At 61.4% G+C, this 26,302-nt stretch carries 24 protein-coding genes; 7 read left to right on the forward strand and 17 right to left on the reverse strand.

What is annotated here, in order from left to right; all coding sequences use genetic code 11:
• Positions 1-192 precede the first annotated feature (192 nt).
• Positions 193-747 carry a cysteine hydrolase family protein gene (locus J5M66_RS10015; RefSeq protein WP_123443237.1) on the reverse strand — a complete coding sequence of 185 codons (555 nt, stop codon included), beginning with the start codon at positions 745-747 and terminating at the stop codon, positions 193-195.
• A 101-nt stretch (positions 748-848) separates the two neighbouring features.
• Between J5M66_RS10015 and J5M66_RS10020 the strand changes: the two genes are divergently transcribed.
• From J5M66_RS10020 to J5M66_RS10030, 3 genes are all read left to right on the forward strand, one after another.
• Positions 849-1,829, forward strand: a complete 981-nt coding sequence (locus J5M66_RS10020; protein WP_123443238.1) for a GlxA family transcriptional regulator — start codon at positions 849-851, stop codon at positions 1,827-1,829.
• Between the two features lie 298 nt (positions 1,830-2,127).
• Positions 2,128-3,237 carry a DUF3182 family protein gene (locus J5M66_RS10025; RefSeq protein WP_207809716.1) on the forward strand — a complete coding sequence of 370 codons (1,110 nt, stop codon included), beginning with the start codon at positions 2,128-2,130 and terminating at the stop codon, positions 3,235-3,237.
• Complete coding sequence (locus J5M66_RS10030) at positions 3,227-3,985, forward strand: alpha/beta fold hydrolase (protein ID WP_016772959.1); 759 nt, start codon at positions 3,227-3,229, stop codon at positions 3,983-3,985. The genes J5M66_RS10025 and J5M66_RS10030 overlap by 11 nt, the downstream gene beginning before the upstream one ends.
• A 112-nt stretch (positions 3,986-4,097) precedes the next feature.
• Here J5M66_RS10030 and J5M66_RS10035 read toward each other — a convergent pair whose 3' ends face one another.
• The 4 genes from J5M66_RS10035 to J5M66_RS10050 are packed head-to-tail and all read right to left on the reverse strand — an operon-like array spanning position 4,098 to position 8,072.
• Positions 4,098-5,084, reverse strand: a complete 987-nt coding sequence (locus J5M66_RS10035) for a lysylphosphatidylglycerol synthase domain-containing protein (protein ID WP_024014510.1) — start codon at positions 5,082-5,084, stop codon at positions 4,098-4,100.
• On the reverse strand, positions 5,081-6,355 hold the full coding sequence (gene clsB, locus J5M66_RS10040) for a cardiolipin synthase ClsB (RefSeq protein WP_207809714.1): 1,275 nt from the start codon (positions 6,353-6,355) through the stop codon (positions 5,081-5,083). The genes J5M66_RS10035 and clsB overlap by 4 nt, the downstream gene beginning before the upstream one ends.
• Complete coding sequence (locus J5M66_RS10045; RefSeq protein ID WP_056790768.1) at positions 6,352-7,149, reverse strand: endonuclease/exonuclease/phosphatase family protein; 798 nt, start codon at positions 7,147-7,149, stop codon at positions 6,352-6,354. The genes clsB and J5M66_RS10045 overlap by 4 nt, the downstream gene beginning before the upstream one ends.
• Entirely contained in the window at positions 7,146-8,072 is a 927-nt protein-coding gene (locus tag J5M66_RS10050) for a DUF72 domain-containing protein (protein ID WP_076564311.1), read from the reverse strand. The genes J5M66_RS10045 and J5M66_RS10050 overlap by 4 nt, the downstream gene beginning before the upstream one ends.
• Positions 8,073-8,363: 291 nt before the next feature.
• On the opposite strand from J5M66_RS10050, the gene J5M66_RS10055 reads away from it, so the two are divergent.
• Positions 8,364-10,466, forward strand: a complete 2,103-nt coding sequence (locus J5M66_RS10055; RefSeq protein WP_207809712.1) for a mechanosensitive ion channel family protein — start codon at positions 8,364-8,366, stop codon at positions 10,464-10,466.
• A gap of 114 nt (positions 10,467-10,580) precedes the next feature.
• Here J5M66_RS10055 and J5M66_RS10060 read toward each other — a convergent pair whose 3' ends face one another.
• Complete coding sequence (locus tag J5M66_RS10060) at positions 10,581-14,867, reverse strand: DEAD/DEAH box helicase (RefSeq protein ID WP_207809710.1); 4,287 nt, start codon at positions 14,865-14,867, stop codon at positions 10,581-10,583.
• Positions 14,868-15,142: 275 nt separating this feature from the next.
• Between J5M66_RS10060 and J5M66_RS10065 the strand changes: the two genes are divergently transcribed.
• Positions 15,143-16,027, forward strand: coding sequence for a sugar nucleotide-binding protein (locus tag J5M66_RS10065; protein WP_038860943.1), 885 nt, complete (start codon positions 15,143-15,145; stop codon positions 16,025-16,027).
• A complete protein-coding gene (locus tag J5M66_RS10070) occupies positions 16,020-16,952 on the forward strand; it encodes an NAD-dependent epimerase/dehydratase family protein (protein WP_207808236.1) in 933 nt (310 codons plus the stop codon). Before J5M66_RS10065 ends, J5M66_RS10070 begins: the two co-directional genes overlap by 8 nt.
• A gap of 184 nt (positions 16,953-17,136) precedes the next feature.
• Here J5M66_RS10070 and J5M66_RS10075 read toward each other — a convergent pair whose 3' ends face one another.
• The 8 genes from J5M66_RS10075 to J5M66_RS26945 form a co-directional block, all read right to left on the reverse strand.
• The gene (locus J5M66_RS10075) at positions 17,137-17,835 is read right to left on the reverse strand and encodes an OmpW family outer membrane protein (RefSeq protein ID WP_016772968.1); all 699 of its coding nucleotides are present in this window, start codon (positions 17,833-17,835) and stop codon (positions 17,137-17,139) included.
• Positions 17,836-18,055: 220 nt separating this feature from the next.
• Positions 18,056-18,574, reverse strand: a complete 519-nt coding sequence (locus J5M66_RS10080; RefSeq protein ID WP_024014502.1) for a DUF3299 domain-containing protein — start codon at positions 18,572-18,574, stop codon at positions 18,056-18,058.
• Between the two features lie 11 nt (positions 18,575-18,585).
• A complete protein-coding gene (locus J5M66_RS10085) occupies positions 18,586-19,851 on the reverse strand; it encodes an ABC transporter permease (protein ID WP_071173729.1) in 1,266 nt (421 codons plus the stop codon).
• 1 nt (position 19,852) lies between these two features.
• Positions 19,853-20,563 (reverse strand): ABC transporter ATP-binding protein, encoded by a 711-nt coding sequence (locus tag J5M66_RS10090; RefSeq protein WP_041477850.1) that lies wholly within the window; start codon positions 20,561-20,563, stop codon positions 19,853-19,855.
• 139 nt (positions 20,564-20,702) lie between these two features.
• The gene (locus J5M66_RS10095; protein WP_207808235.1) at positions 20,703-21,296 is read right to left on the reverse strand and encodes a DUF2796 domain-containing protein; all 594 of its coding nucleotides are present in this window, start codon (positions 21,294-21,296) and stop codon (positions 20,703-20,705) included.
• Between the two features lie 155 nt (positions 21,297-21,451).
• Entirely contained in the window at positions 21,452-22,018 is a 567-nt protein-coding gene (locus tag J5M66_RS10100; protein WP_038860944.1) for a hypothetical protein, read from the reverse strand.
• Entirely contained in the window at positions 22,015-22,962 is a 948-nt protein-coding gene (locus tag J5M66_RS10105; RefSeq protein ID WP_056790741.1) for a CHAP domain-containing protein, read from the reverse strand. The genes J5M66_RS10100 and J5M66_RS10105 overlap by 4 nt, the downstream gene beginning before the upstream one ends.
• Positions 22,959-23,540 (reverse strand): PAAR domain-containing protein, encoded by a 582-nt coding sequence (locus J5M66_RS26945; protein WP_225914395.1) that lies wholly within the window; start codon positions 23,538-23,540, stop codon positions 22,959-22,961. The genes J5M66_RS10105 and J5M66_RS26945 overlap by 4 nt, the downstream gene beginning before the upstream one ends.
• A 135-nt stretch (positions 23,541-23,675) precedes the next feature.
• On the opposite strand from J5M66_RS26945, the gene J5M66_RS10120 reads away from it, so the two are divergent.
• On the forward strand, positions 23,676-24,035 hold the full coding sequence (locus J5M66_RS10120; protein WP_016772976.1) for a hypothetical protein: 360 nt from the start codon (positions 23,676-23,678) through the stop codon (positions 24,033-24,035).
• A 4-nt stretch (positions 24,036-24,039) separates the two neighbouring features.
• Here the strand turns inward: J5M66_RS10120 and trxA are convergent, their stop codons facing one another.
• The 3 genes from trxA to J5M66_RS10135 all read right to left on the reverse strand — a co-directional run bounded on the left by trxA (position 24,040) and on the right by J5M66_RS10135 (position 26,211).
• Positions 24,040-24,912, reverse strand: coding sequence for a thioredoxin (gene trxA / locus J5M66_RS10125; protein WP_016772977.1), 873 nt, complete (start codon positions 24,910-24,912; stop codon positions 24,040-24,042).
• A 181-nt stretch (positions 24,913-25,093) separates the two neighbouring features.
• Positions 25,094-25,750, reverse strand: coding sequence for a 50S ribosomal protein L11 methyltransferase (locus J5M66_RS10130; protein WP_123443247.1), 657 nt, complete (start codon positions 25,748-25,750; stop codon positions 25,094-25,096).
• Complete coding sequence (locus tag J5M66_RS10135) at positions 25,747-26,211, reverse strand: YbaY family lipoprotein (protein ID WP_042610623.1); 465 nt, start codon at positions 26,209-26,211, stop codon at positions 25,747-25,749. The genes J5M66_RS10130 and J5M66_RS10135 overlap by 4 nt, the downstream gene beginning before the upstream one ends.
• Positions 26,212-26,302 lie beyond the last annotated feature (91 nt).

The raw sequence follows: 26,302 nt of genomic DNA on the forward strand, positions 1-26,302 counted from the left end.
GCTCGCCCTTGGGGCTGGCTGCGGCAGTCGTCCGAGTGCGGCTTGTCATGGCTGGAATCCGGTTATGAGCGTCTCACGCGTGGGCCACACTACAGCCAATGCAAAGTGCCATCAATGACTCACGCGTGAGATTTTCGTGACAGACGCAAAAAGGCCCGCAACGCGGCGGGCCAGGGGATTGCGCAGTTGTTGCTAGGCGTTGCTGCTGAGGAACTCGTCAGTGGATACCACGCTGGCATAGGCGAAACCCAGCGCGGCCATGAATGCTGCGTGCACATGGGCGGCCGGCACCGTCAGGCCGTTGAATTCCAGATCACGGCTGGCGCAGGCATCGTGAATCACGGTCACGCTGTAACCCATGTCCGCCGCCGCGCGGGTGATGCCATCGACGCACATATGGCTCATGCTGCCGACCACCACCAGGTCGGTGATGCCGTGTTCGTCGAGCACCGCTTTCAGTTCGGTTTCACGGAACGAGTTGACGAAGTGCTTGAGCACCACCGGCTCATCGGCATGGTTGAGCACTTTCGGATGCAGTTTCGCGCCCTCGGAGCCGGGAGTGAAAAACGGTGCCTCGTCGGAAGTGAATTCATGCCGAATGTGCACCACCGGATCGCCCGTTTCGCGAAAGGCTGCGATCAGTCGTGCGGCGTTGTCCGCAGCGGCGTCGGCGCCGACCAGCGGCCACTTGCCTTGGGGGAAGTAGTCGTTCTGGATATCGACTACGATGAGCGCTTGCTTGGCCATGGGATTGTCCTCGAGGCAGTGATTGGGTGTGGTCTCAGTATTGACGCTGGCCGAAGATTCGAGGATTGGCCGCACCGACAATAAACGGGGGAAAACTGACAATGGCTGCACAAAGAGCCGCCACCGCTGAGCTGGGCGTGCTGATTTACCCCGGCGCGCAACTGGCGGCGGTGCACGGTCTGACCGACCTGTTCGCCGTGGCCAACCGCATCGCCGCCGAGTATCAGGCTGTGCAATTGCCCTTGCTGCGGGTCAGTCACTGGCAGGTCGAGGGCGAGCAGTTGCCGACGCGGGTTTACGACAGTCATCCGGGCGACGAGGACGTTTTGCTTGCCGTGCTGATTCCGCCGTCTCTCGGCGGGTTCGATGCGGCGCAGATGACCGCGAGTCTTGCGCAATGGCTGCGCGATCAGCATGCACACGGCGCGACCCTCGGTGGTGTTTGTGTGGGCTCGTTGATGCTCGCTGAAAGCGGCTTGCTCGACGGTCGCAGCGCCACCACCCACTGGACCTCGGCCCAGGCGTTTGCCGAGCGTTACCCGAAGATCAAACTGAAGGCCGACACGCCGATTGTCGACGACGGCGACCTGATCACCACGGCCGGGCTGATGGCCTGGTCCGAACTGGGACTGCGCCTGGTCGATCGCTTGCTCGGCCCGAGCATCGCCACCGCGACCGCGCGTTTTCTGGTGATGGAACACAGCGACAGCGCCAGTAAATGCGGGAGCAATTTCGCGCCGATCCTCAGCCATGGCGACGCGTCGATTCTCAAGGTCCAGCACTGGCTGCAAAGCACCGGGGCGACGGATGTTTCGCTGAACGCGATGGCCGAGCGCGCGGGCCTTGAAGAACGCACTTTCCTGCGCCGATTCCGCGCCGCTACAGGCTTGAAACCGACCGAATATTACCAGCACCTTCGGGTTGGCAAAGCGCGAGAAATGCTCGAGTTCACCAATGGCACGATCGACCATATTGCCTGGACGGTGGGCTATCAGGATCCGGGCGCGTTTCGTGCGATCTTCAAGAAGATTACCGGGTTGGGGCCGAGTGAGTACCGGGGGCGGTTTGGTCTGACGCGGTAGCCTGAGCACTGGAGTAACCCTGTGGGAGCTGGCTTGCCAGCGATGCGATCAATCAGTTGCAAAACAGGTGACTGATCCACCGCCATCGCTGGCAAGCCAGCTCCCACAGGTTTTTGCACAAGACCACGGATCGTGCAATTTGCCGGAGTTTTGCGCGCTGTCGTGCAGTTTGAAACGGGCGTGATGCCAGCACTTATCAGGCAAACGCCTGTTAACCGGGCGATTGCGGCCGATTGCTCATTGGCCTGATCTCTGCAAATTCCCTGAGTGAACCCATCGACTGATGCAAGGGGAACGCATGACCCCGACACCCAGCAACAAAATCGTCGTGGCCCATTCGGTGCGTGCCGAGGCGCCGCAACATGAAGTCGAGACCAACAAGGCTCTGGCGCGTTGGATGGCGCAGATTCTCGGCTGCAAATTCGGCGGCAGTTACGATCCGGCCAAACATCAGGGCCGCGAGCTGTATCTGCTGCCAACGCAAACCATCGTTGGCGCCGCCCACGCTCAAGCGCTGGGCATCAAAGGCCCCGATGACTTGTGGGGCGGTTACGTCGAATACGATTTCATCTGCACCAAAGCCATCAGCCACGGTTTGCGCAGTCATCTGGCGCACGCGCCGCAGGGCTGGTCGCCGCTGTTTTCGGAACGGGTGCGCAACGTTGTGCTCGACGGTCTCAGCGTATTTGCCCTGGAAGATGCACGGCCTGCCGCCGAACATCTGCTGTACGCCGGGCCGATTCGCTTGAAGCCGATTCACGCTTGCGCCGGGCGCGGTCAGGAAGTGATCAAAAGCCTCGACGCGTTCGATGAGATCCTCGTGCGGCCCGAGTCGCAAAGCCTGTTCAGCGACGGCGTAGTGCTGGAGCAGGACTTGAGCAACGTCGTCACCCACAGCGTCGGCCAGTCGTTCATCGGCGGCAAAGTGTTGAGCTATTGCGGTGATCAATACTTGACCGAGGACGGCGAGGGCGAAGAGGTCTACGGCGGTTCGAATTTGCTGGTGGTGCAGGGCGGCTATGACCAATTGCTCGCGCTGGATCTGCCTGATGATGTGCGTCTGGCCATCGAGCAGGCGCAGGTCTTCGACAGTGCCGCCAACGAAGCCTACCCGCGCTTCTTCGCCTCGCGGCGCAATTACGATATCGCCCAGGGCCTCGACGCCAGCGACAACCCGCGCAGCGGCGTGCTCGAACAATCCTGGCGCATGGGCGGTGCCAGCAGCGCCGAAGTGGCGGCGCTGCAAAGCTTCGTCAACGATCCACAGATGCGCGCGATTCGCGTGTCGTCGGTGGAAACCTATACCGATCAGGCGCTGCCGGCGGACGCCATCGAGGTCTATCGCGGCCCGGCGGAAAACAGCGCGTTTCTTCTCAAATACGTAACGGTCCAATCCTATGACGGCTAGAAGCGAAAGCATTCAAATCGACATTGATGACGAACAGATGAGCGGGACTTTTCTCAGTCCCAAATCGAAGGTCCCGGGGGTGTTGTTTGTGCACGGTTGGGGCGGCAGTCAGGAACGTGATCTGGAACGGGCCAAAGGCATCGCCGGCCTGGGTTGCGTATGCCTGACTTTCGACCTGCGCGGGCACACCGGCGGCACCGGAATCCCGCTGACCCGGGTGACCCGTGAAGACAATCTGCGTGATTTGCTGGCGGCCTACGATCGCTTGCTGGCGCACCCGGCCCTCGACACTTCGGCGATCGCCGTGGTCGGCACCAGTTATGGCGGCTATCTGGCCTCGATCCTGACCTCATTGCGCCCGGTGCGCTGGCTGGCGCTGCGCGTGCCGGCGCTGTACCGCGACGAGCAATGGCACACGCCCAAGCGCGATCTGGACAAGGCCGACCTGCGCGATTATCGCGGCACGCTGGTGCGCGCCGACAGCAATCGCGCCCTGCATGCCTGCTCGCAATTCACCGGCGACGTGCTGTTGGTGGAATCGGAAACCGACGATTTCGTGCCCCACGCGACGATCATGAGTTACCGCGCCGCGTGTCAGCAGACCCACTCGTTGACCCACCGGATCATCGATGGCGCGGATCACGCGTTGAGTGACCCGGTGTCGCAGCAGGCCTACACCTCGATTCTGGTGGACTGGATTACCGAGATGGTGGTGGGGGAGCGGTTGAGCATTATCCAATCCAGATGATCTGTCGCGTGTACCGGCCCCCTTCGCGAGCAGGCTCGCTCCCACAGGTTGAACGCATTTCAAATGTGGGAGCGAGCCTGCTCGCGAAAGGGCCATCAGCAGCAATGCCTGGTCAGGACGGTTTCTTCTCAATCCGCAAGGCCTTGGCCTTGGCTTCCACCACCAGATACATCACCACCGTAATCAACAGCGGCAGCAGAAAATAAATCGCCCGATACGCCAGCAATCCCGCGACCAGACTGCCGCGCGATGCCTCGTGCTGCAGCAGCGCCACGAACACTGCCTCAAGCACACCCAGCCCCGCCGGAATGTGCGTGATGACCCCGGCAATCGCGCTGATCAACAGCACGCCGAGCACCAGCGGATAATCCAGTTTGCTCGGCAGCAGAGTGAAGATCACCGCCGCCATCAGCGACCAGTTCAACGCGCCCAAAAGCAATTGCAGCACCGCCATGCGCAGCGATGGCAGGTTGATTTCCACGCCGCGAATCGACCACTCGCGGCGCTTGGAAAACTGACACGCCGCCAGATAGCCGGCGCTGACCAGCAGCAATAACACACCGACCAGTTGCAAGGCCGAACTGCTGAGCTTCCAGCCCGGCGGCATCGTCACCAGACCGCTGCTGAACACTACGCCTGCGATGGTCATGTAGCCGAACCAGTTGGTCGCCAGGCTCAGGCCAAGAATCTTGGCGATGTTGCCTTTGCTCACGCCCAGCCGCGAATACAGGCGATAGCGCATGGCGATGCCGCCGACCCAGGCGCTGAGATTGAGGTTGAAGGCGTAGCTGATGATGCCCACCGGCAGGATCTGCTTCCAGGTCAGGTCCTGACGAATGTAGGTGCGGCCGATCAGGTCGAAACTGGCGTACACCAGAAAACTCAGCAGGGTCAGGCTGGCGGCGATGATCAGCGTGCGCACCTTGAAATCGGCGAGGGTCTCCAGCACCTCGGCCCATTCGATGCGGGTGGCGAACATCGTCAGCAGGACGATCAGCGCGAGGAAAAACAGGATGGTCAGCGGACGTTTCCAGCGGCTCCATTTCGACGGCGCCGCTTGTGCCGAATGGCTATCGGAGTGCACTTCGGAATGACTCATGGACGCGCACCTCGGAAAGGCTTCAGACGCGGTTTATGCGCCGGCAGCCAACCGGCCATGGCCGGAAAGTGCCGCAGGAAGTGGAACACCAGAAAACCCACGGTCATGTGCCAGATGCGCCCACGCGGCAAGAGTTTGGCGTCCATGGCTTTGCAGTGGTTCTGGCTGAGGTCTTCGAGGCGTTCGTACAGGTGCTGATTGAACGCTCGATCGCGGATCAGCACGTTGGCTTCCAGATTCAGCGACAGGCTCAGCGGGTCGAGATTGCTCGAGCCCACGGTGCTCCAGTCATCGTCGACCAGCGCGACCTTGCCGTGCAGCGGGCGCTGGCAGTATTCGTGGATCTGCACGCCGGCACGCAGCAGATAATCGTAGGTCATGCGCGCCGCCAGTTTCGCCACGAGCATGTCCGGCTGGCCCTGCAGGATCAGCCGCACCTCGACGCCACGGCGGGCGGCGTTGCGGATTTCGCGCAGCAAACGGTAGCCGGGAAAGAAGTAGGCGTTGGCGATGATTACCCGGCGCTTGGCCTTGCGCAGCACCTGCAAATACACGTCTTCGATATCGGTGTTGTGTTGATCGTTATCGCGGAACACCAGGCGCACCTGGCCGTCGTGGTCGGTGAAGGCCATTTCCTCCAGACGCTGGCGCCGGCGCTGCCACCAGAACCGCGCGCGTCCGGGACGACCGCTTTGCAGCAGGGCGAAGTGATGGATATCGGCGACCACCGGGCCCTGGATCTTCACCGAATAATCCTGCTTGGCTTCAGGGCCGAAGTCGGCTAGGTGATCGCCGGAAAAGTTGATCCCGCCGATGAACGCGATCAAGCCGTCGACCACCACGATCTTGCGGTGCAAGCGGCGGAACCAGTTGGTGCGGATGCCTAGGTGCTTCGGCGCCGGATCGAAGATCTGCAAGTGCACGCCGGCATCGCTCAAGGCCGACAGATAGCCAGTGCTCAGCTCGCCACAGCCGAAGCCGTCGAGGCTGACCGTGGTGCGCACGCCGCGCTGGGCGGCTTCGATGAGGATCTGCTGCAACTCGGCGCCGACCTTGTCTTCGAAAACGATGAAAGTCTCCAGCAGGATCTCGCTCTTGGCTGCGCGCATAGCTTCGAACACGCGGGGGAAATATTCCTCGCCGTTCTCCAGCAGCTCTACGCGGTTGTTGCTGTGCCATTGATACTCGACGTCAACGTGGCCGGGCTCGCGCACCGGCGGATTCAGCGGGACCGGGTCGACGGCGGATTTTTCCAGTGGCGCACTGTTCATAGTTCAATCTCCACCGATAACGGTGCGTGGTCGGAAAGGTGGGACCAGGGCCGGTTGGTCAATACTTTTGGCCGGCTGGCCTTGAGGTTGCGTACGTAGATGCGGTCGAGTCGTAGCGCTGGCAGCCGCGCGGGAAAACTGCGCGCGGGTTTGCCGTACTGCTCGGCGAACACTTCGCGCAGGCCACAGGGCTTGAGCTGCGCATCGGCACGCTGGCGCCAGTCGTTGAAATCGCCAGCGACGATCACCGGGGCATCGGCGGGCAATTCAGCGAGACGTTGCATCAGCAGATCCAGTTGCGCGTTGCGGTGGCTCTCGCGCAGGCCCAGATGCACGCAGATCGCATGCACTTCGGTGCCGTCTCCGGGCAGGCGCAGCACGCAATGCAACAGGCCGCGGTTCTCATGGCCGCTGATCGACACATCGAGGTTGTCGTGGCGGATGATCTGGAATTTCGACAGCAGCGCATTGCCGTGATCGCCCGCCGGATACACCGCGTTGCGCCCGTAGGCGAATTGCGGCCAGAGGCTGTCGGCGAGAAATTCGTATTGCGGCATCGTCGGCCAGTTGTCGTAGCGTTTCGGATGCTGCTCGTGCGTGCCGTGCACTTCCTGCAGAAACACCACGTCGGCGGCGACGCTGCGCACCGCTTCACGCAGCTCCGGCAGAATGAAACGCCGGTTCAGCGCGGTGAAGCCCTTGTGCGTGTTGACGGTCAGTACGGTGAAGGTGCGCACCGAGGGCGCAACCACGGAGCCTTCGTCGGTAAAACCGACCGGTTCGGGAATGCTCATGACAGAACTCCTTCTGCGGCAACTTGCCCGGGAGTCGTGGCGAGGTCTTTATCGAGGTCGAAGCGCTGCAACAGGTTGCGTGCGTCGTAGGGCGCGCGGACTTTGATGTCGTTGTCGAAGTAGCAGAATACTTCGCGGGATTTGCGCGCGCGGGGTTTCAGGCGTGGCGCTATCAGGTGGGCGTCCTCTGGCTGTTTACCGTGATGCCAGGCGTCGATGCGCTCGGCCCAGCGCTTGAGCGCTTGTTCGGAATAACCGCTGGCGTAGAGTTCTTCGGCGCCGTGCAGGCGCAGATAGACGAAGTCGCTGGTGAGGTCTTCGCGGTACGGCCATTTGCCGGCGGTGTCGGCGACCACCAGCGCGGTGTTATGGCGCTTGAGCAGGCGCACGAACTCCGGGTCGATGAAACTTTCATGGCGGATTTCCACGGCATGGCGCAGTGGCTTCTTGCGCCAGGCTTTGATGCTGGCATGGCCGGGCAGATGCGAATCGTGCTGGCGGGCGAGGGCGGCTGCGGCTTGGGTATCGTGGGGCAGTTGCGCGAGAAACTGGTCGAAACGCTCGGCGTCGAATTTGAAGTTTGGCGGAAACTGCCAGAGGATCGGCCCGAGTTTTTCCTTCAGCTCCAGCACACCCGAGGCAAAGAAATTCGCTAGCGGTTTTTCGATTTCGCGCAAGCGGCGCACGTGGGTGATGAAGCGCGGCGCCTTGACGCTGAAGACGAAGTCATCAGGGGTTTCGGCGTACCACTGGGCGTAACGTTCAGGGCGTTGCAGGGCGTAGAACGATCCATTGATTTCGATGCTGTTGACCGCGCGGGAGGCGAACTGCAATTCGCGCTTCTGCGCCAGTCCCTTCGGGTAGAAATCCCCGCGCCACGGGGCGTAGCGCCAGCCTGAAATACCGATGTGAATCGTCGCCATCCCATCCTCCCGTAGAAAGTCCTCGTGTTGCCGATGTTCTGTGATGACTGCGGCGGGTGCGGGAAAGTTTCGGTGGTGTTACGGACGGTCGCGATTGGGAATTGCTTGCGATTCATTGTGGGAGCGAGCCTGCTCGCGAATACGGACTGTCAGTAGACGATCCATCGACTGACCCAACGTTTTCGCGAGCAGGCTCGCTCCCACAGGGCATGTGTGTGGCGCTGGTCGCTGAACTTGCCGCGCAATTACCGATCAGTTCCTTACCAGGGTCAGCCACGGGAGATCGGAGCTTTGCGCAATTTCAGGATCGCCATTCTGCTGGGAGCGCTGCTGTGCTTGGGCGTCAACGCATCGCAAGCCGCCGCGCTACCAGGCGTTCCGGCCGCCGCCGATACGGCGGAAAAACCCGCCGAACCGGAACCGCTGGTGCAGGGCGGTCTGCTTGGGGCGATCAGTACGAGCATCGACGATGTGCAGGAAAAACTCGATCTCAACGAACACCTGGTCGATGCCTGGCGGCTGCGCGCCGACCGCGCGGCGGATGAGGTCGATCGGCTGGTCAAGCAACCGTCGAACCGCTCGGGCTGGAGCGTGGCCGGGGATTTCCTCACGTTGTCGGGAGTCTGGCTGGGCAGTTTCGCCCTGCTCACCGTGCTCGGCAGTCTGTTGGCCAAGCGTCTGCGTGAGGGCCGCTGGTTGCGCACCCGCCAGCGCAGTCAGGATCTGCTCGGCTACGTGCTGCCGTACACCGTGCCGGCGCTGATCTGCCTGCCGCTGACACTGTATGTCAGCCATTTTCTGCAAGCTTCGGTGGGCCGTGCGCTGGCGCTGTGTCTGGCCTATGCCACCAGCAGCGGCATCTTTTCCACGTCGATGTTGTTGTGCGTGGTGGTGATGTTCAATGTCGGCCACAAGCGCGCCGCCGCGCGAATCATCCGTGAATACTGCCCGCGCCCGCTGTTCCTGATCGGCTTTCTCGCCGCCCTCAGCGATGCCCTGACCAGCCCGCAGATCGCCCGACAATTGGGCGGCAATATCACCAGCAGCATCGCCGTGTTCACCGGGCTGATCGCCTCGGTCATCTTCGGTTTGCTGGTGATTCGCCTGCGCCGGCCGGTGGCACATCTGATCCGCAATCGCCCGCTCAGCCAGCGTTTGAAACAACCGTCGCTGCAGGAGTCGCTGCGGATATTTTCCGGGTTGTGGTACTGGCCTATCGTGCTGATGGTGCTGGTCTCGGCAGTCAGCCTGATCGGCATTGGCGAGGACAATCAGAAAGCCCTGCGCTGTGCCTTGTTCACCACTGTGCTGCTGATCACCACGGTGTTTCTCAGCACGGTGTTGCAGCACCTGTTCAAGTCGCGCAAAGCCGAGGCGATCCAGCGCAGCAGTGCCTACAAGGAACGTTTTCTCAGCCTGTTGCATGCGTTGCTGCGGATTGTCATGGCGATTGTGTTCATCGATATTCTCGGGCGGATCTGGGGCGTGTCGTTGCTCGATTTCGCCCAGAGCAGCACGGTCGGCCGGGCGATCAGCAATGCCTTGAGCAGCATCGGCCTGATCTTCCTGGTGACATGGCTGCTGTGGGTGGTGCTCGACACGGCGATTCAGGAAGCGCTGAAACCGCCGCTGAGCAAACGCGCGGCACGCCAGCCGAGCACGCGGGTGAAAACCATCCTGCCGCTGCTGCGCAATGCGATCAAAATCATCCTCGTGGTGATCTGCGCGATTACCACCATGGCCAACCTCGGCATCAACGTCGCGCCGCTACTGGCCGGTGCGGGCGTGGTCGGTCTGGCGATCGGTTTCGGTTCGCAGCAACTGGTGCAGGACGTCATCACCGGGCTGTTCATCATCATCGAAGACACCCTGTCGATCGGCGACTGGGTGGTGCTCGATTCCGGCCACGCTGGCACGGTGGAAGGCCTGACCATTCGCACCTTGCGCCTGCGCGACGGCAAGGGTTTTGTGCATTCAGTGCCGTTCGGCCAGATCAAGGCTGTGACCAACCAATCACGCCAGTTCGCCTTCGCATTCTTCTCGGTGCAGTTCACCTACGACACCGATGTCGACAGAGCCATCGAGCTGATCCGCGAGGCCGGCGATTCGATCCGCGAAGACCCGTTCCTCAAGTACAACCTGCAAGGGCCACTGGATGTGTTTGGCGTGGACAAAATGGATCTCAACGGCGTGGTCTTGACGGCGCAATTCCGCACGGTGTCCGGTGGGCAATATGCGGTGAGCCGCGCGTTCAACCAGCGCTTGAAGAAGCTTGTGGATAACACACCGAATGTGCATTTTGCGCAGACTTATCCACAGCAGGTGTTATTGCCGAAGCGGCAGGAGGAGGGGGCGGTGGTTGCGGGTGAGGTGCCGCAGGAGTCGCGGACCTGAAGCATGATTTTGGGGTGCAGGGCCGGCCATTCGCGAGCAGGCTCGCTCCCACAGGGGAAACGGGATTGGACTGTGGGAGCGAGCCTGCTCGCGAAGACGCCGGTGCGAACACTCTCAATGCCGGATCAGCTTGGCATGCAGTTGTCCCATGGCTATCGGATCCAGCTCTACCCAAACCTGCTGCTTGCCGGCAATCACCGCCGCCACCGCCACCCCATCGCGATAAACCAGCCGATTGCTCACCAGCGCCGGCACTTTCACCCCGGGCAACAACGTCCCGGCCAGATTCAATGGATCAACCCCACACACCGCCACCAGGCTGCCGTCCTGCGGGCGTCGGCGTACTTCGCGCAGCAAGGGAATGGCTTCGGGCAGGGCGAATTGCTCGCCAGCCAGACCACTGACAAACCGCCCGCCACGAATCTCGCCCCGCGCTTCCAGACGATGAAAGGTGCGCAGCAATTCCCGCCAGCTCGGCAGCCAGTCCGCTTCGCGTTCCAGCAAGCGCCAAAACACCACGCCGTAGCGGTCCAGCAGGGTCATGGCGACGTGTTCGAGTGTCTCGGCGGCATCGGCTGACGAACCCCGGCGCAGCAATGCCCAGCGCCCGGCATCGTCCATGCCGCCGATAAACGCGCCGCGCCCGCGTCGGCTACTGCGCTGCTGGCGCTTGCTTGCAGGAGTGATTAGCGCACGCAAGCCGGCGAAGCTGTCGGCATTCACCAAACCTGCGGCGACCAGTTCCTGCAAGGCGATTTCCAGTTCGCTGCGCAACAGGCGCGCTTCATGAATCAACTCATCGAAAAACAGCGCGCCATGCTGACTCAGCGCCTCGAAGACTTTCTGTGTTTTCGGCGATAACTCGCTCACTGGTGTCTGTTCTGCCAATGCACTCCACAGACCCACTTGGCTGCGCGGCAGCAGCACGATCGGCGTACTGCGCAATGCCGAGCCGCTGACCTTCTGCCGCGCATTGATGCGCGTCCACACCAGTTTGCCGTTGCGGCACAGTTCATCCAGCCAGCTCGGCGAATAGTCCTTGAGGCGGGCCGGCAGGATGTCGCTGTCCCACGCCGAAGCTGCCGCCGGGTAGCCTTCGAATTGGCCGACAATCGCCGGCAGCACCGCACTGCCCTGACCTTGGGTGGCCGGCGTCAGATGCTGCCAGTCGAACAGAAAACGCATGAAGTCCTGCAATGCCACCGGTTCGATTTCCCGGCGCAGGCGCTTGACCGTGTAGCGATGGATGCGCGCCAGCAGATGGCGTTCGCACCATTCTTCAATCGCGCTGATCGGCGTGAACTGGCCGCGCAACACATAGCCTTCGCGTTCCAGTTGCGCGAGGGCCTGATTGACTTGCGCGGCTGGCAGCGCGAGCGGTTCGGCGATGGCGGGCAACGGGATCGGCCCAAAGGCGCCGAGGCGGGCGCGGATCACTTCGACCAACGCCTCATCGAATGCCCACGTGTCGTCGAAGCCGGGCAGCGCGACTGCTGCGCTTGCCAACGTCGCCTGTGGATAAAGTGCTTGCAGGCAACTCAAGCGTTCGCGGGCCAGCCATAACTGATGCTCGGCGTCGATCTGCAACAGGCAGGCGCGGCCGCTGGCCATCAGCGTTTGCAGCCAGTCCGGCCAACCCGCGTTGGCGCGGGCTTCGGCGTCGCTGATGCAGGCGAGGCTCATCAGCGCTTCATGCATCTCATCCAGGGAGTTGGGCGACGGCCAGGCTTCTTCGCGCACTGCGGTGATCGCATCGGCATCGAGTGCGCCGAGATCATCCGTCGACTGCGGATCGCTCCAGCGTCGATTAATCACCGCTTGCGTGCGGCGTTCCTCCAGCGGCGCGTCGTCGAGAAACGTGTACGGCCGGGCGCTGAGGATTTCTGCCGCCAGCGGCGACGGTGCCGGCAGATCACGGGCGATCAAGCGCACCTCGCCACGCTCCATGCGCCGCAGCAGGGTCAGCCAGCCTTCGCTGTCCATCGCTTCGTGCAGGCAATCGTCGAGGGTCTGTTCCACCAGCGGATGTTCTGGGACTTCACGCTCGCCGGCGAGGTTTTCCAGGCAGGCGATCTGGTCGGGGAAGACGCTGGCGATCAGGTCTTCGCTTTTCATCCGTTGCAGTTGCGGAGCGACTTTGCGCCCGCCGGTAAAACGCGGCAACGCCAGCGCCACTCCGGCATTCCAGCGCCAGCGCACGCCGAACAACGGAGCATCAAGCACGGCTTGAATGAGCGTGTGTTCAGCGCTGTTGCTGTGCAGGTAACGCCAGACTTCGTCGAGCTCGAAGCTGTGACTGGTGGACAGCGACAGCACGATCGCGTCTTCGCTGGCGGCGGCCTGCAACTCGAAGTTGAAGGTGCGGCAGAAACGCTTGCGCAGCGCCAACCCCCAGGCGCGGTTGATGCGGCTGCCGAACGGCGTGTGAATGATCAATTGGGTGCCGCCGGACTCGTCGAAAAACCGCTCCATCAACAGCGTGTCCTGCGAGGGCAGGGCGCCGAGGGTTTGCCGCGCGCGCGCCAGATATTCGACCAGTTGCTCGGCGCTGGCGAGGTTGAGGCCGAGTGTGGTGGTCAGCCAGTCGAGCGCCGGTTGCAGATTACCGGGACTGGCGCTGAGCAATTCGTCCAGCTGCGCTTGCAGGCGCGCGACGGCCGCCGACAGTTCATCACTGCGCCCCGGCGCTTCGCCGAGCCAGAACGGAATGGTCGGCGGCATGCCCTGCGCATCCTCGACGCGCACTTTGCCGCTTTCCACCCGCAGGATGCGGTACGAGGTATTGCCGAGCTGGAACACGTCGCCGGCGATACTTTCCACGGCGAAGTCTTCGTTGACGCTGCCGATGTTCAAACCCTGGGGTTCGAGCAGCACGCTGTAGTCGGCGTTGTCCGGGATGGTGCCGCCACTGGTCACGGCGGTCAGTTGCGCGCCACGCCGGCCACGCAAGGTGCGACTGACGGCATCGCGGTGCAGGTAGGCGCTGCGGATGCCTTGGCGGCCGTTGTAACCCTCGGCGAGCATGCTCAGCAGGGCCTGATAGTGTTTTTCATCGAGGTCGCGATACGGCCAGGCTCGGCGGAACATCGCCAGCAATGCGTCCTCCGACCACTCCTGGCAACTGACCTCGGCAATGATCTGCTGCGCCAGCACGTCCAGCGGTTTTTCCGGAATGTGCAGCGTATCGAGCTCGCCCCGACGCACGCAGTCGAGCAGGGCGGCGCATTCGATCAGATCGTCGCGGGTGGTGGCGAACAAACGCCCCTTGGGCGTGCCGCCGACCTGGTGTCCGGAGCGACCGACCCGTTGCAGAAACGCAGCAATCGAACGCGGCGAACTGATCTGGCAGACCAGGTCGACTTCACCGATATCGATGCCCAGTTCCAGTGATGCAGTGGCGATCAGCACTTGCAGCTCGCCGCGCTTGAGCCGTTGTTCGGCGTCGAGGCGAAACTCCTTGGCCAGGCTGCCGTGGTGCGCAGCCACGGCCTGCTTGCCGAGGCGTTCGCTCAGATGCCGGCTGAGGCGCTCGGCAAGGCGTCGGGTGTTGACGAAAATCAGTGTGGTGCGGTGCTCGCGGGCGAGTTCGGCGAGGCGCTCGTACACCAGTTCCCAGACATCGTTGGCCATCACCGCCGACAACGGCACCGGCGGCACTTCGATACCCAGATCCCGAGGGCGGGCGTGGCCAATGTCGACGATTTCGCAGGGGCGATCGTGACCGACCAGGAATTGCGCCACGGCTTCTACCGGTTTCTGCGTGGCGGACAGGCCGATGCGGGTCAGCGGTTCGGCGCACAACGCTTGCAGTCGTTCAAGGCTCAAGGACAGATGACTGCCGCGCTTGCCGGCGGCCATGGCGTGGATTTCGTCGATGATCACCGTGCGCGTGGTGCCGAGCATCTTGCGCCCGGATTCCGAGCCGAGCAGCACGTACAGCGATTCCGGGGTGGTGACCAGAATGTGCGGCGCGCTCTTGCGCATGGCGGCGCGGTCTTTCTGCGGCGTGTCGCCGGTTCGTACGGCGGCAGTGATGGTCAGCTCCGGCAGGCCCATTTCGCGCAATTGCGCAGTGATGCCAGCGAGCGGGTTCTGCAGATTGATCTGAATGTCGTTGGACAGTGCCTTCAGCGGTGAGACATAGACCACCAGGGTTTCGGCGGGCAGACCATCGGGCTGTTCCAGACCTCGATGGACAAGCTCATCAAGCACGGCGAGGAACGCGGTCAGGGTTTTGCCCGAGCCAGTGGGCGCGGCGATCAGCGTCGACCGGCGCTGGCGGATCAACGGCCACGCACGGGCCTGAGCGGCGGTGACCGCCGGGAAAGTCTTGTTGAACCAGGCGCTGACGGCGGGGTGAAAACCGGCCAGCGCATTGTTGGCGGGGAGGGGCAGATTCATGACTGAAGTTATGCGGGCGGGGGCGGGAAGATGCAAGTACCGTTCGGACGCCTTCGCGAGCAGGCTCGCTCCCACCTTGGAACCGGTCCCCTTTGGGAGCGAGCCTGCTCGCGAAGGGGCCGGTCAGGACGCCGCAAATTCGCGGATCTACACTTTACGGATGACGGTTGCGCACTAAACCCGCAAAATGCAACGATTCCGGCAATTATCGACGACGGTTCCACGAGAACCGTCGCCAAAGCCATCGTTCCAATCAGACTGGGCCTGCTGACTCTATGCGAATGCGCCTTATGTTACTGGGCGGCGGAAATGCCCTTGGGCAGGCGCTGATTCGCCTCGGTGCGGAAGAAGACATCGGTTTCCTCGCCCCCCGCCCGCCCGAAAACGGCTGGGATGCCGCGAGCCTCACCCAACTGCTCGACGACACCCGTCCCGATGCGTTGATCAACCTCGCCTACTATTTCGACTGGTTCCAGGCCGAGAGCGTCAGCGAAAGCCGCATGAGCGGTCAGGAACGCGCCATCGAGCGTCTGGCCGAACTGTGCCAGCACCACAACATTGTCCTCGTGCAGCCGTCGAGCTATCGCGTGTTCGACGGCTCGCGGGCCACGGCCTACAGCGAAAAAGACGAACCGGTGCCGCTGGGCCTGCGCGGTCAGGCCTTGTGGCGCATCGAGCAAAGCGTGCGCGCGACCTGCCCGCAACATGTATTGCTGCGGTTTGGCTGGCTGCTCGACGACAGTCCGGACGGCACCCTCGGACGCTTCCTCGCCCGTGCGGAACAACCCGAAGAGTTGTTGCTGGCCGATGATCGGCGCGGCAATCCGACTCCGGTCGATGACGCCGCTCGAGTGATCATCTCCGTGCTCAAGCAACTCGACTGCGCCGCGCCGCTGTGGGGCACTTATCATTACGCCGGCCACGAAGCGACCACGCCGCTGGCGCTGGGCCAGGCGATTCTCACCGAAGCACGCAGCCTGCATCCGCTGGCGATCGAAGCTCCAACCGCGCAGGCCCACGCTGCGCGCCCGGACGCCGCCGAAGAGCCGCAACACGCGGTGCTGGCCTGCAAGAAAATTCTCCACACTTTCGGGATCAAGCCGCGCGCCTGGCGTGCCGCACTCCCAGGCTTACTGGACAGGTTCTATCGACATGGCTGAAGCAACGGTTCTAATCACTGGCGGAGCCGGATTCATCGGCTCGCACCTGACCGATGCCTTGCTCGCCAAGGGCTATGCGGTACGCGTGCTCGACGACCTGTCGACCGGCAAGCGCAGCAACCTGCCGCTGGACAATCCCAAGGTCGAACTGGTGGTGGGCGATGTCGCCGATGCCGCCCTGGTCGCCAGCGCCATGCAAGGTTGCAGCGCCGTCGCGCATCTGGCGGCCGTGGCCTCGGTGCAAGCCTCGGTGGACGATCCGGTGAAAACTCACCAGAGCAATTTCATCGGCACCCTGAATGTCTGCGAAGCCATGCGTCTGGCCGGGGTCAAGCGTGTGGTGTATGCCTCCAGCGCGGCGGTGTACGGCAACAATGGCGAGGGCGAGTCGATTGATGAAAACACGCCAAAAGCGCCGCTGACACCCTATGCCTCGGACAAACTGGCCGGTGAGCAGTACTTCGATTTCTACCGTCGCCAGCATGGCCTGGAACCGGCAATTTTTCGCTTCTTCAACATCTTCGGCCCCCGCCAGGATCCGTCCTCGCCGTATTCCGGGGTGATCAGCATTTTCAGCGAGCGCGCCTCGAAGGGTTTGCCGATCACCGTGTTTGGCGATGGCGAGCAGACTCGCGATTTCCTCTATGTCGGTGATCTGGTCGATTTGCTGGTGCAGGCGCTGGAAAAGCCTGATGTACAGGAAGGCGCGGTCAATGTTGGCTGGAATCAGGCGATGAGCCTGAAGCAGATGCTCGAAACATTGAAATCAGTGGTCGGTGAACTGCCGCCCGTGAGTTACGGGCCGGCGCGTTCGGGTGATATCCGCCATTCGCGAGCCGATAACCGACGCTTGCTGCAGCGCTTCGAAATGCCGCCGCAGACGCCGATGAGTGTGGGCTTGGCGCGGTTGCTCGGGCGCGGATGAAACAAGCTTTCGGACATGAAAAAGGCGCCCTTCATCAGGCGCCTTTTTCACGGCCGGAATATTGCTATCCCTGTGGCGAGGGGATGTTATCCCCCGATCGACTGCGTACGGTCTTCGTCAGGTCTGTGCCTGCCCGCCACCAAGCCTCATTCACCACCACGTGAACGTTCAGTAAAAAATCGACTTAGAACTTATAGCCCAAACCGACCATGTAGATGAACGGATCGACATCCACATTCACCCGTGCGCGGGTGCCGGGGGCGACGGCGTTGTTCTCGACGGTCGCGCGGGTATCGATATCGATATAGCGCACCTGGGCGTTGAGCATGATGTTGTCGGTGATCATGTAGTCGGCGCCGACCTGCCAGGCCAGACCCCAGGAGTTTTTCGCCTTGAAGTTGCTGAAGCCGTTGGCGCTGGCTTCGCTGCCGACGTGTTCGTCGTAGATCCAGGTGTAGTTGATGCCACCGCCGACATACGGCTGGAAAGCCGATTTCGAATCCAGCGGGTAGTAGACGACGCTGAGGGTCGGCGGCAGGTGTTTCAGGGTGCCCAGCTTGCCGTTGGCGGCGGGCAGGGCGGTGCCCTTGAGCTTGACGTCATGCTCGAACGGCGTGGCTGCCAGCAGCTCGATACCGATGTTATTGGTGAGCATGTAGGCGAAGTTCAGACCCAGTTGGGTGTCGCTGCTCATGGTCGCCTTGCCGCCCAGATTGGTGCCGCTCAGCGGACCCTGGTCGACCTTGACGCTGGAGCTGTCGGCCTTCGGGTTGACGGTGATCGCGCCAGCGCGCACAAGGATGTCACCGGCTTCGTGGGCGTGGGCGAGCGGGGCTGCGAGCGCGAGGGCAAACAGCGAGGCGCTGAGCAAGGACTTGTTCATGGGGGCTCCGAAAGGACATAAAAATTCGATGTCCTAGGGTACGAAGCCGTCTGATACGGTGTTTTGACTCAGCTCAATGAAACAGTGAAGGGGCGGGGTTTTGTGGAACCTTTGAGGGCCTATTCGCGAGCAGGCTCGCTCCCACCTTGGAATGTGATCACCTGTGGGAGCGAGCCTGCTCGCGAAGACGATAGACCAGCCAATACAAAACTACCGGGAATTACTCCGGCAGTTCATACGCATAAATCTTCTCCGCCTCCATCTGATACCCGGCATCGGCCAGCTCACTGCTCGAGGCTTTCACCTGCAACGGTCCTTCAACCCAGTACGGCTGATACAGCTCATCAAGCTTCACGCCCAGTTCGCTTTTCACATGGACGATCTGGTTCGACGGCGGTGGCGGTACGTGGATGCAGGCGCCGAAATACGGCACCAGCAAAAAGTCGGTAGTGCGCCCCTCTTCGCTGACTTCCAGCGGCACGATGTAACCGGGCAGGCGAATGTTCTGCCCGTCGAGGCTCTTCACTACCGGTGCGTTGGGCATGTCCTGCTTGGCCGCTGGTGCGGACTCGGCGGAGAGTGCGTCGCCCATCTTCGACAGGTCGTGCAGCGGGGTCATGTTGGGTACTTCCGGCGCGGCGTCCGGCGGGATCATTTCCGACCAGGTCAGGTCTTTCGGCGCCGCCGCCCACACGGGCAGGGCGACCAGCATCAGCAGCGCAAGCAGGGCGCGGGGCATGGTGAACATCCTCATAAACGGATCGACAGGCCATCGGCCAATGATTGGCGATACGCGCGCCAGGCCGGCACGCTGCCCATCAGCAGCGCGGCCGCCAGAATGCCACCGAGCAGCGTCCATTCATACTCGCTCGGCCATGCCAGCGGCAGATACAAACCGTAATTGGCCTGCACGTACCCTTGCGCAGCGGCGATGCCGATGTACAGCAACGCCAGCCCGGCAATCACCCCGGTCAGCGCCAGGGCAAAAGCTTCCAGCACCAGCAGACTTGCGATGTGCCACGGCCGCGCCCCCACCGAACGCAGAATCGCCATCTCCCGGCGACGTTCGTTGAGGCTGGTGAGAATCGCCGTGAGCATGCCGATCAGCCCCGTCAGCACAACGAACAGCGAGACCACGAACAAGGCTTTCTCGGCCGTACTCATCAGGCTCCACAATTCCTGCAAGGCCACGCCCGGCAGGATCGCCAGCATCGGTTCGCCACGGTACTCGTTGATCTCGCGCTGCAAGGCAAAGGTGGAAATCTTGCTGTTGAGGCCGAGCATGAACGCGGTGATCGCTTGCGGGGTCAGGTCCATGTTGCGCGCCTGATCAGCGCTGATCCGCCCGTTGCCGCGCGCCGGCACACCGTTGTGCCAGTCGATGTGAATCGCCTCCATGCCGCCGAGGCTGATGTGCAACGTGCGGTCCACCGGCGTGCCGGTACGCTGGAGAATGCCGACCACGGTGAAGGGTTTGTCGTCGTGCTTGACCAGGCTGATCGCCGCCACGCCGTGGGCCAGTACCAGTTTGTCGCCGAGCTTGTAGTGCAGCGCTTCGGCGACTTCGGCACCGAGCACCACTTCGAAAGGATCGGTGGCAAACGCGCGACCGTCGGCCAGCGCCAAGTGTTGCTGGCGCCCGTACTGGTAGTGCTCGAAGTAGGCTTCGGTGGTGCCCATCACGCGATAGCCGCGATGGGAATCGCCGAGGGACATGGGGATTGCCCACTTCACTTTCGGATTGTTGGCGAAGTGTTCAAAGCTGTCCCAACGGATGTTGTTGGTAGCGTTGCCGATGCGGAACACCGAATACAGCAGCAGGTTTACCGACCCCGAACGAGCACCGACGATCAGGTCAGTACCGCTGATGGTGCTGGCGAAACTCGCCTTGGCTTCGGTGCGCACACGCTCGACGGCGAGCAGCAGGCACACCGAAAGAGCAATGGCGAAGGCGGTGAGCAATGCGGTGAAACGGCGGTTGGCCAGGCTGGCCATGGCCAGACGAAACAGATACATCTCAGACCTCGGCGGACGTGGCGGCGCGATTGAGTTCGGCCAGGGACAGATGACGGTCGAACAGCGGCGCCAGGCTCTGGTCGTGGCTGACGAACAACAGACTCGATCCGGCCTCGCGACACTCGGCAAACAGCAGGCGAATGAAGTTCTCGCGGGCGTCGTAATCCAGTGCCGACGTCGGTTCGTCGGCGATCACCAGTTCCGGTTGGCCGATCAACGCGCGGGCGGCAGCGACCCGTTGTTGCTGGCCGATGGACAGCGAGTCGGCGCGGCGGCTGAGGATGCTTTCGTCTTTCAGACCCAAGTGCGCGAGCAGGGTGGCGGCGGCCTGATCGACGCTGCCGTGGCGCTGTTTCGCCCGTTGCGCGCGCAGTTTCGAGAAGTGACACGGCAACTCAACGTTCTCGCGCACCGAGAGAAACGGCAACAGGTTGAATTGCTGGAAAATGTAGCCGGTGTGATCGACACGAAACGTATCGCGCTTGCCGGCAGACAGCTCGGTCAGCTCCTGGCCGAGCAGGCGAATGCTGCCGCGACCGGGCTTCTGCACCCCGCCAAGCAGGCCGAGCAGAGTGGTCTTGCCGCTGCCGCTGGGGCCTTTGAGAAACAGGGTTTCGCCGGCTTCCAGACGAAACGCCGGGATGTCCAGCAGCGGCGGGTGACCGGGCCAGTTGAAGCCAAGGTCGGAAAGTTCGATGAGTGCTTGGGTCATGGCACCGATTTTCATGAAGTGAACACATAACCCTGTGGGAGCGAGCCTGCTCGCGAAAGCGCTGGGTCAGACACCCACATGTCAGCTGACACGCCGCCTTCGCGAGCAGGCTCGCTCCCACAGGGGATTTCGGTGGATCCTAGAATTTCAGCGCAGCCGACTTGGTCGTCACTTCGGTACCTTGCTGGCCGGTCGCGCTGATCAGTTGTACCTGAATCTTCTGCGTCGCCGGGAAGGTCTTGAAGATGTTTGTCAGGTTCAGCGTGCTCAGTGCCCCCGGTGTGGCGCAGTTGAATTGGTAATGCGCGTGGATTTCGCTGTGGTCGTGGTGATGCTCGTGACCGTCCTTGTCCGCTTCATCTTCGTCGTGATCATCGGCGTCCGGCTTGTCGCCGAACAGCGGGCTTTCCAGTTCCTGGCTGACCACCTTGCAACCGGCCGCAGCGGGCAGGCTGAACAGGGCCAATGGTTTTTCCAGTTGCGCACGAGCGGCAGCGACTTTGGCCTTGTCGGCGTCCGACGTGGCCGCATGTTCAAAACCCACCAGATTCATCGCCGGGCTTTCCAGCTCCAGCTCCAGGGTCTGACCGTCGAGCGCGGCGTTCAGCCGACCCACGCCATGTTCGTGAGCGCCGAGGCTGCCGTGCTCATGATCGTGATCGTGCTCATCAACCGCATGGGCAGCGGCCAGCGGCAACAGGGCAAACGGCAAAGCGAGCAACAGACGACGCATGACGGACTCCGAGAAAAATGAAAAGTTTGTTATGTAATCTTATAACGAAAGTGCGCAGAGTGTGCCCGTGCGCTTGAGATTGCGCAAGACATGGCTAAGCACCGCCCGGGATGAGTTCGCGGGCGGTGCTGGGATTGGATGTCATGCTTGCAGAATCAGAAGCCTGCGCCGGGATAGTCGAACCAATAGTGTCCCGAAAGAACATCGTTGATCAGATTTGCGTCGAGCACGCTCGGCGCATCGCGACTGAAACGCTGTCGCCAAGCCGGAAGCCACCAGTAGTTGATGGCTGTTCCGCGCGGAAATACCACCAGAGTCAGCACCTCCTTATCCATTTTGCCCTGCGTGTAGAGTTGATGACTGCGATCCATCAGGGCCATGTACTGGTCGATTGGCAGTCTGAACATAAGTGCCATGGTGAAGATTTTTTCACTCTGACTGAACGCCGGACTCTGCAGTACCCGCAATGCTTCGCAAGTGTGTGAGTTCGGTTGACTCGCTATGCTCTGGCCTTCGGGGGTTGAAAGTATGTCGAAACGATCATCCATGTCTCGCCAGTCGGTCCGGTTATTGCGCTCAAAGTAATCACGAATAACAAGGGTCAGTGGACCTGCAGTTTCCCCGTCAGCGGGACAAGCCGAAAGATCGGCAGGCAACCAGATGCGCCATGCCACGATGAGCAAAAACGGAATTATGAGGAGGAGCGAATAAGGGCGTTTCATTGTGGCGTGCTGTGTTTATAGCGTCGGAAAATAGTGAAGTCATGGTCGCTGGGATTTGCATTACCGGTCGCATGGCGAAAACCTGCGTCGTTAACTTCAACTTTTTCCCACCCTGCAGAAATGCATACGCCCTTCGTTAGAACGAAGCCGACATGGCCGCTGGCGTCGGAATAATTCATTGCGTAAGCGCCGACGTCCCCGGGCAACGGCGTGCGCTCGACTTTCCAGCTATTGAGCAATCGTTGTCCATTCGCCCATTCACCCGCAAGCGGAGGACTAACCTTGGAGAAATATGGCAGGTATTTCGATTTGCCATGTTCAATCAACGCCACGTTGACCCCAATTGCGGTCAGCACGTCGTAGACGAACAGATTGCATTTATTTGTGTTTGGTGGAAATTCCACGCTCTGCCTGAGAGTAGGGTGTGGCAGCGACTTTTTGCTTTTATTCCCTGCCCACTGTGTTGATCCCCGGTGTGACAGCGCCTCCATCAGTATCCTGCGCGGCATGTCCTGAATGACGACTTTCACCGTTCGGGTTTCATTTGTACGTTTCACACCATATTCGACTTCGTAGAACGCGTCGTTCGAGACAGCGCCGCTGGTCGTTAGCGGGACTTTTACCCACGGTGATATCGCTACGATCGAAAGAGACTTCCCTGGATTCAACGTAGCAGTGTGCATACCTTTTTTTGTACCGGAGTTCCCCACAATCTGAACCGTCACTTCGTGGGTGTCTCGGGTTTTGATCGACGGTAGTTCCTTGCCCGCGAGCGTTATAGCGATCTGGCCGTTTTTGGATATCAATGAATAAATGCGAGGCCTGTCATCGTTTTGAACGATGTTGTCATCTACGACCTGACCGTCGATAAGCAGCTGAAATTTTACGCCTGGCGGTGGCTGCATCAGAAAGTCTTTAAAGATGAGTTTGATTTCCGATTTCATGACAAATCCTGTGTCAGGGGCTCTTCATAGGCATAGAAAGTCCATTCGGAATCTTCCCCTACCAACAGGGTGTCGTAATCCGAAGCGTTTTTTACCGGGTGTTCGCAGCCTTCGCCTGTGAGGTTGCAAGTGCTGTCTTGTAAAACGGCAACCTTCGCCTTGTCCTTGATTTTGTAAGCCCAACCTGGCTTTTCCGTGTCATCAAGGCGTTCGATGATGACCTGCAAGTAGCGATAAGAGGTCAGGGCAGCAATCGGTGGCCCCATGTCAATTGGAGCGGGCCGGCCAATTCCTGCGAAACCACTGTGTTGCTGAGTGAGCAGCTTATTGGTCATAGGCGGACAACCGCAGGCGACGTAGTCACCCTCTAGCGCAGCTGGTCCGGCAGGTAAAATCAGCGTTCTTTCACCCACTGCTACGATGGGGCCTTTGCCAGGCCCACAGACCGGACAACTGGCGAGTTGTCCAATGGAAGCGATTATTCTTCCTTCGATATTGAGGTTCTCATTTCCTTCAAGTATCACGCCACCTGTAGAGGTCGGGCCTCCTTTAGAGGCCAGTTTTCGTCCTGAAGACATTGGGAATCCTTCCCGCAAAAAGAGATTAATTTAGCCGATTAACCGGTAATTACCAGATGTGTTTGGCGCCCTTTACTTGGCGTTGCACAAGTCCCGTGGGAGCATGCAGGTCAGAAAAATGCAGGAGCGAACTCGATGTTGCGGATACGCGGAACGGTCGGCGAGGTGCCGGTGGATTTGACGGTGGAGCTGGATGACAGCGATTGGGCGAGGCTGGGTTCGGCGCTGAGCGGGCAGGCGCCGGTCGTGCAGTCTGAGGCAGTGGCGTCGGCCCCGGCGGCGAAGCCGGTGAATCAGGACGATGCGCTGTGGCAGGTGGCCAAAGACTTGCTGCGCAACGCCGGGCAACTTAGCGGGCCGGATCTGCTCGATCAGTTGGAGGCGCTCACCGGCAGTGCGGTAGCGGGCAAGCGTCTGCTCGTGCGTCTGCGCCATAGTTCCGATGTGAAAGTGGCGAGCGGCGGGGATACGCCGCTCTATAGCTGGATCGGGTGAGGCCTTAATACAGCGCCGCAAACACTTTGCGACGGTAAGCCGTCACCAACGGATGATCATTGCCCAGCAGTTCGAACACCTGCAGCAAGGTCTTGTGCGGCAAGCCTTCGCCGTAGCTGCGGTTGCGGATGAATAGCTTCAGCAGGGCGTCCAGCGCCGCTTCGTATTGCTGGCGCGCCAGTTGCTGGATCGCCAGTTGGTACACCGCTTCATCGTCCTGTGGATTTTGCGCCAGGCGGCTTTTCAGGTCGGCGGCGTCCGGCAGGTCGCGGGCGAGGCCGAGGAACTGGATCTGCGCCTTGGCCCCGGCGAGTGCGGCTTTGTGCTCATCGCTCTTGACCGCGTCGAGCACGGTTTGCGCTTCGCCCAGCTCACCGCGTTCGGTCAGGCAGCGTGCGTAAAGGATCAGCGCTTTGGCGTTGGTATTGTCTTCATTGAGAATGGTCACCAGCACCGCTTCCGCCTCGGCGAAGTGACCTTCGTCGAACATCGCTTGGGCCTGTTCGAACGGGTCGGCAGCGGCCGGTGGCGGCATCTGCACATGCGGTTCCAGCAGGGCGCGCACGGCGGATTCCGGTTGTGCCCCGGCAAAGCCATCGACCGGCTGACCGTCCTTGAACAGCACCACGGTCGGCAGGCTGCGAATGCCGAAGCGGGCGACGATGTCCTGCTCGATGTCGCAGTTGACCTTGGCCAGCAGCAACTCGCCCTGATAGCTCTCGGCAATGCCCTGCAGCATCGGCATCAACGCCTTGCACGGCGCACACCATTCGGCCCAGAAATCCACCAGCACCGGTTTGTTGAAGGAGGCTTCGATCACCGACTGGTCGAAATCGGCAGTCGTGGCGTCGAAGATATACGGCGTTTGCTGACTCATGGGGGATCTCGTAAAAGCGTGGATGGGCTCACTATAAAGCTTCGCGAGGGGCTGCTGAAAGCTGTAACACTGATCGTTCCCATGCTCCGCGTGGGAATGCCTCCGGTGACGCTCTGCGTTACGCCGTACGAAGGGACGCGGAGCGTCCCGGGCTGCATTCCCACGCAGAGCGTGGGAACGATCATGCGCGGGTGGCGTGGTAAAGGCTCACATGCCGAAATTCCTCAGGCTCGGCCAGATCCGGCAAGGTCATCGCCTCGAGCATTTCAATTCGCTCATACAACGGATGACGAAAATCCCGCACCCGTGAATCCGCCACCAGCGCCTCGCGGCCGCGAGTGAGAAACGCGTCGAGCAGCGGCAGGTTGGCCCGGTCATACAACACGTCCGCCACCAGAATCAGATCGAAGCGATCGGCCTCGGCAAAGAAATCCGGCGAATAACTCATCTGCACATCGTTGAGCTCGGCGTTCGCCTTGCACGCGGCGATCGCCAACGGATCGAGATCGCAGGCCACCACTTCCAGCGCTCCGGCCTTGACCGCTGCGATGCCGGCGATCCCGGAACCGGCGCCGAAATCCAGCACGCGCTTGCCGCGCACCCAGTCGGGAAACTGTGCCAGATAACGCGCCACGGCCAAGCCGCTGGCCCAGCAAAAACTCCAATAGGGCGGTTCATGCAGGATGCGCTGGGTTTCTTCCTGGCTGAATTCGCGGGCCATGTTGTCGCCATCGATCAACCACAGCTGCAAATCAGTGCCCGGCAACGTACAGGCTTTCAGTCTGGCGTCGCCGAGCAATTCCCCCAAGGCCTGTTGCAGGTCGAGCGGTGCTGTCATGGCGCTTTGACGAATTGCAGCTGGCCCAACGCCTGAGTGGTCGGTTGAGTGATGGTCTGCGACGGCAGGTGCAGGATCAATTGCCCGGACTGGCTGGCACGACCGCGCAGCTCAACCCGTGCGCCGGCCGGAAACGCCTCGGGGTTGAAGCGCAGATGAAACGGCAGGATCTGGTTGTTGCCGATCAGGCTGGAACTGGCGAGCAATTGTTGCGGGCGATCCTTTTCATCGATCACCAGCAGCGCCAGTTCGACCTCAGCGCCGGCCGGCACGCCTTGCAGGGTGCCGCTCAATTCGCGCTGATGGGCTGGCAGCGGACCGAGTTCGGCGGCCTCTTTGGCTTTTTTCTGCGCCTGTTGCGGCGCGGGGCCTGGGGTCGGCGGTTGCGGCTTGGGTGCGTCGCTGCCACAGGCCACCAGCAGGCTGAAAAGACTGAGCAGAACGAGCGGACGTAACGGCATTGGAGGCTCCGGCAGAATGAATTCCATGGATCAGACGATCATGCCGTTCTGTATACCGCAAAGCCTATGGCTTGTCTTGCCACGGGGATGC

The organism is Pseudomonas sp. 67(2021) (assembly GCF_017491835.1).
GTDB classification, from domain to species: Bacteria; Pseudomonadota; Gammaproteobacteria; order Pseudomonadales; family Pseudomonadaceae; genus Aquipseudomonas; species Aquipseudomonas atacamensis.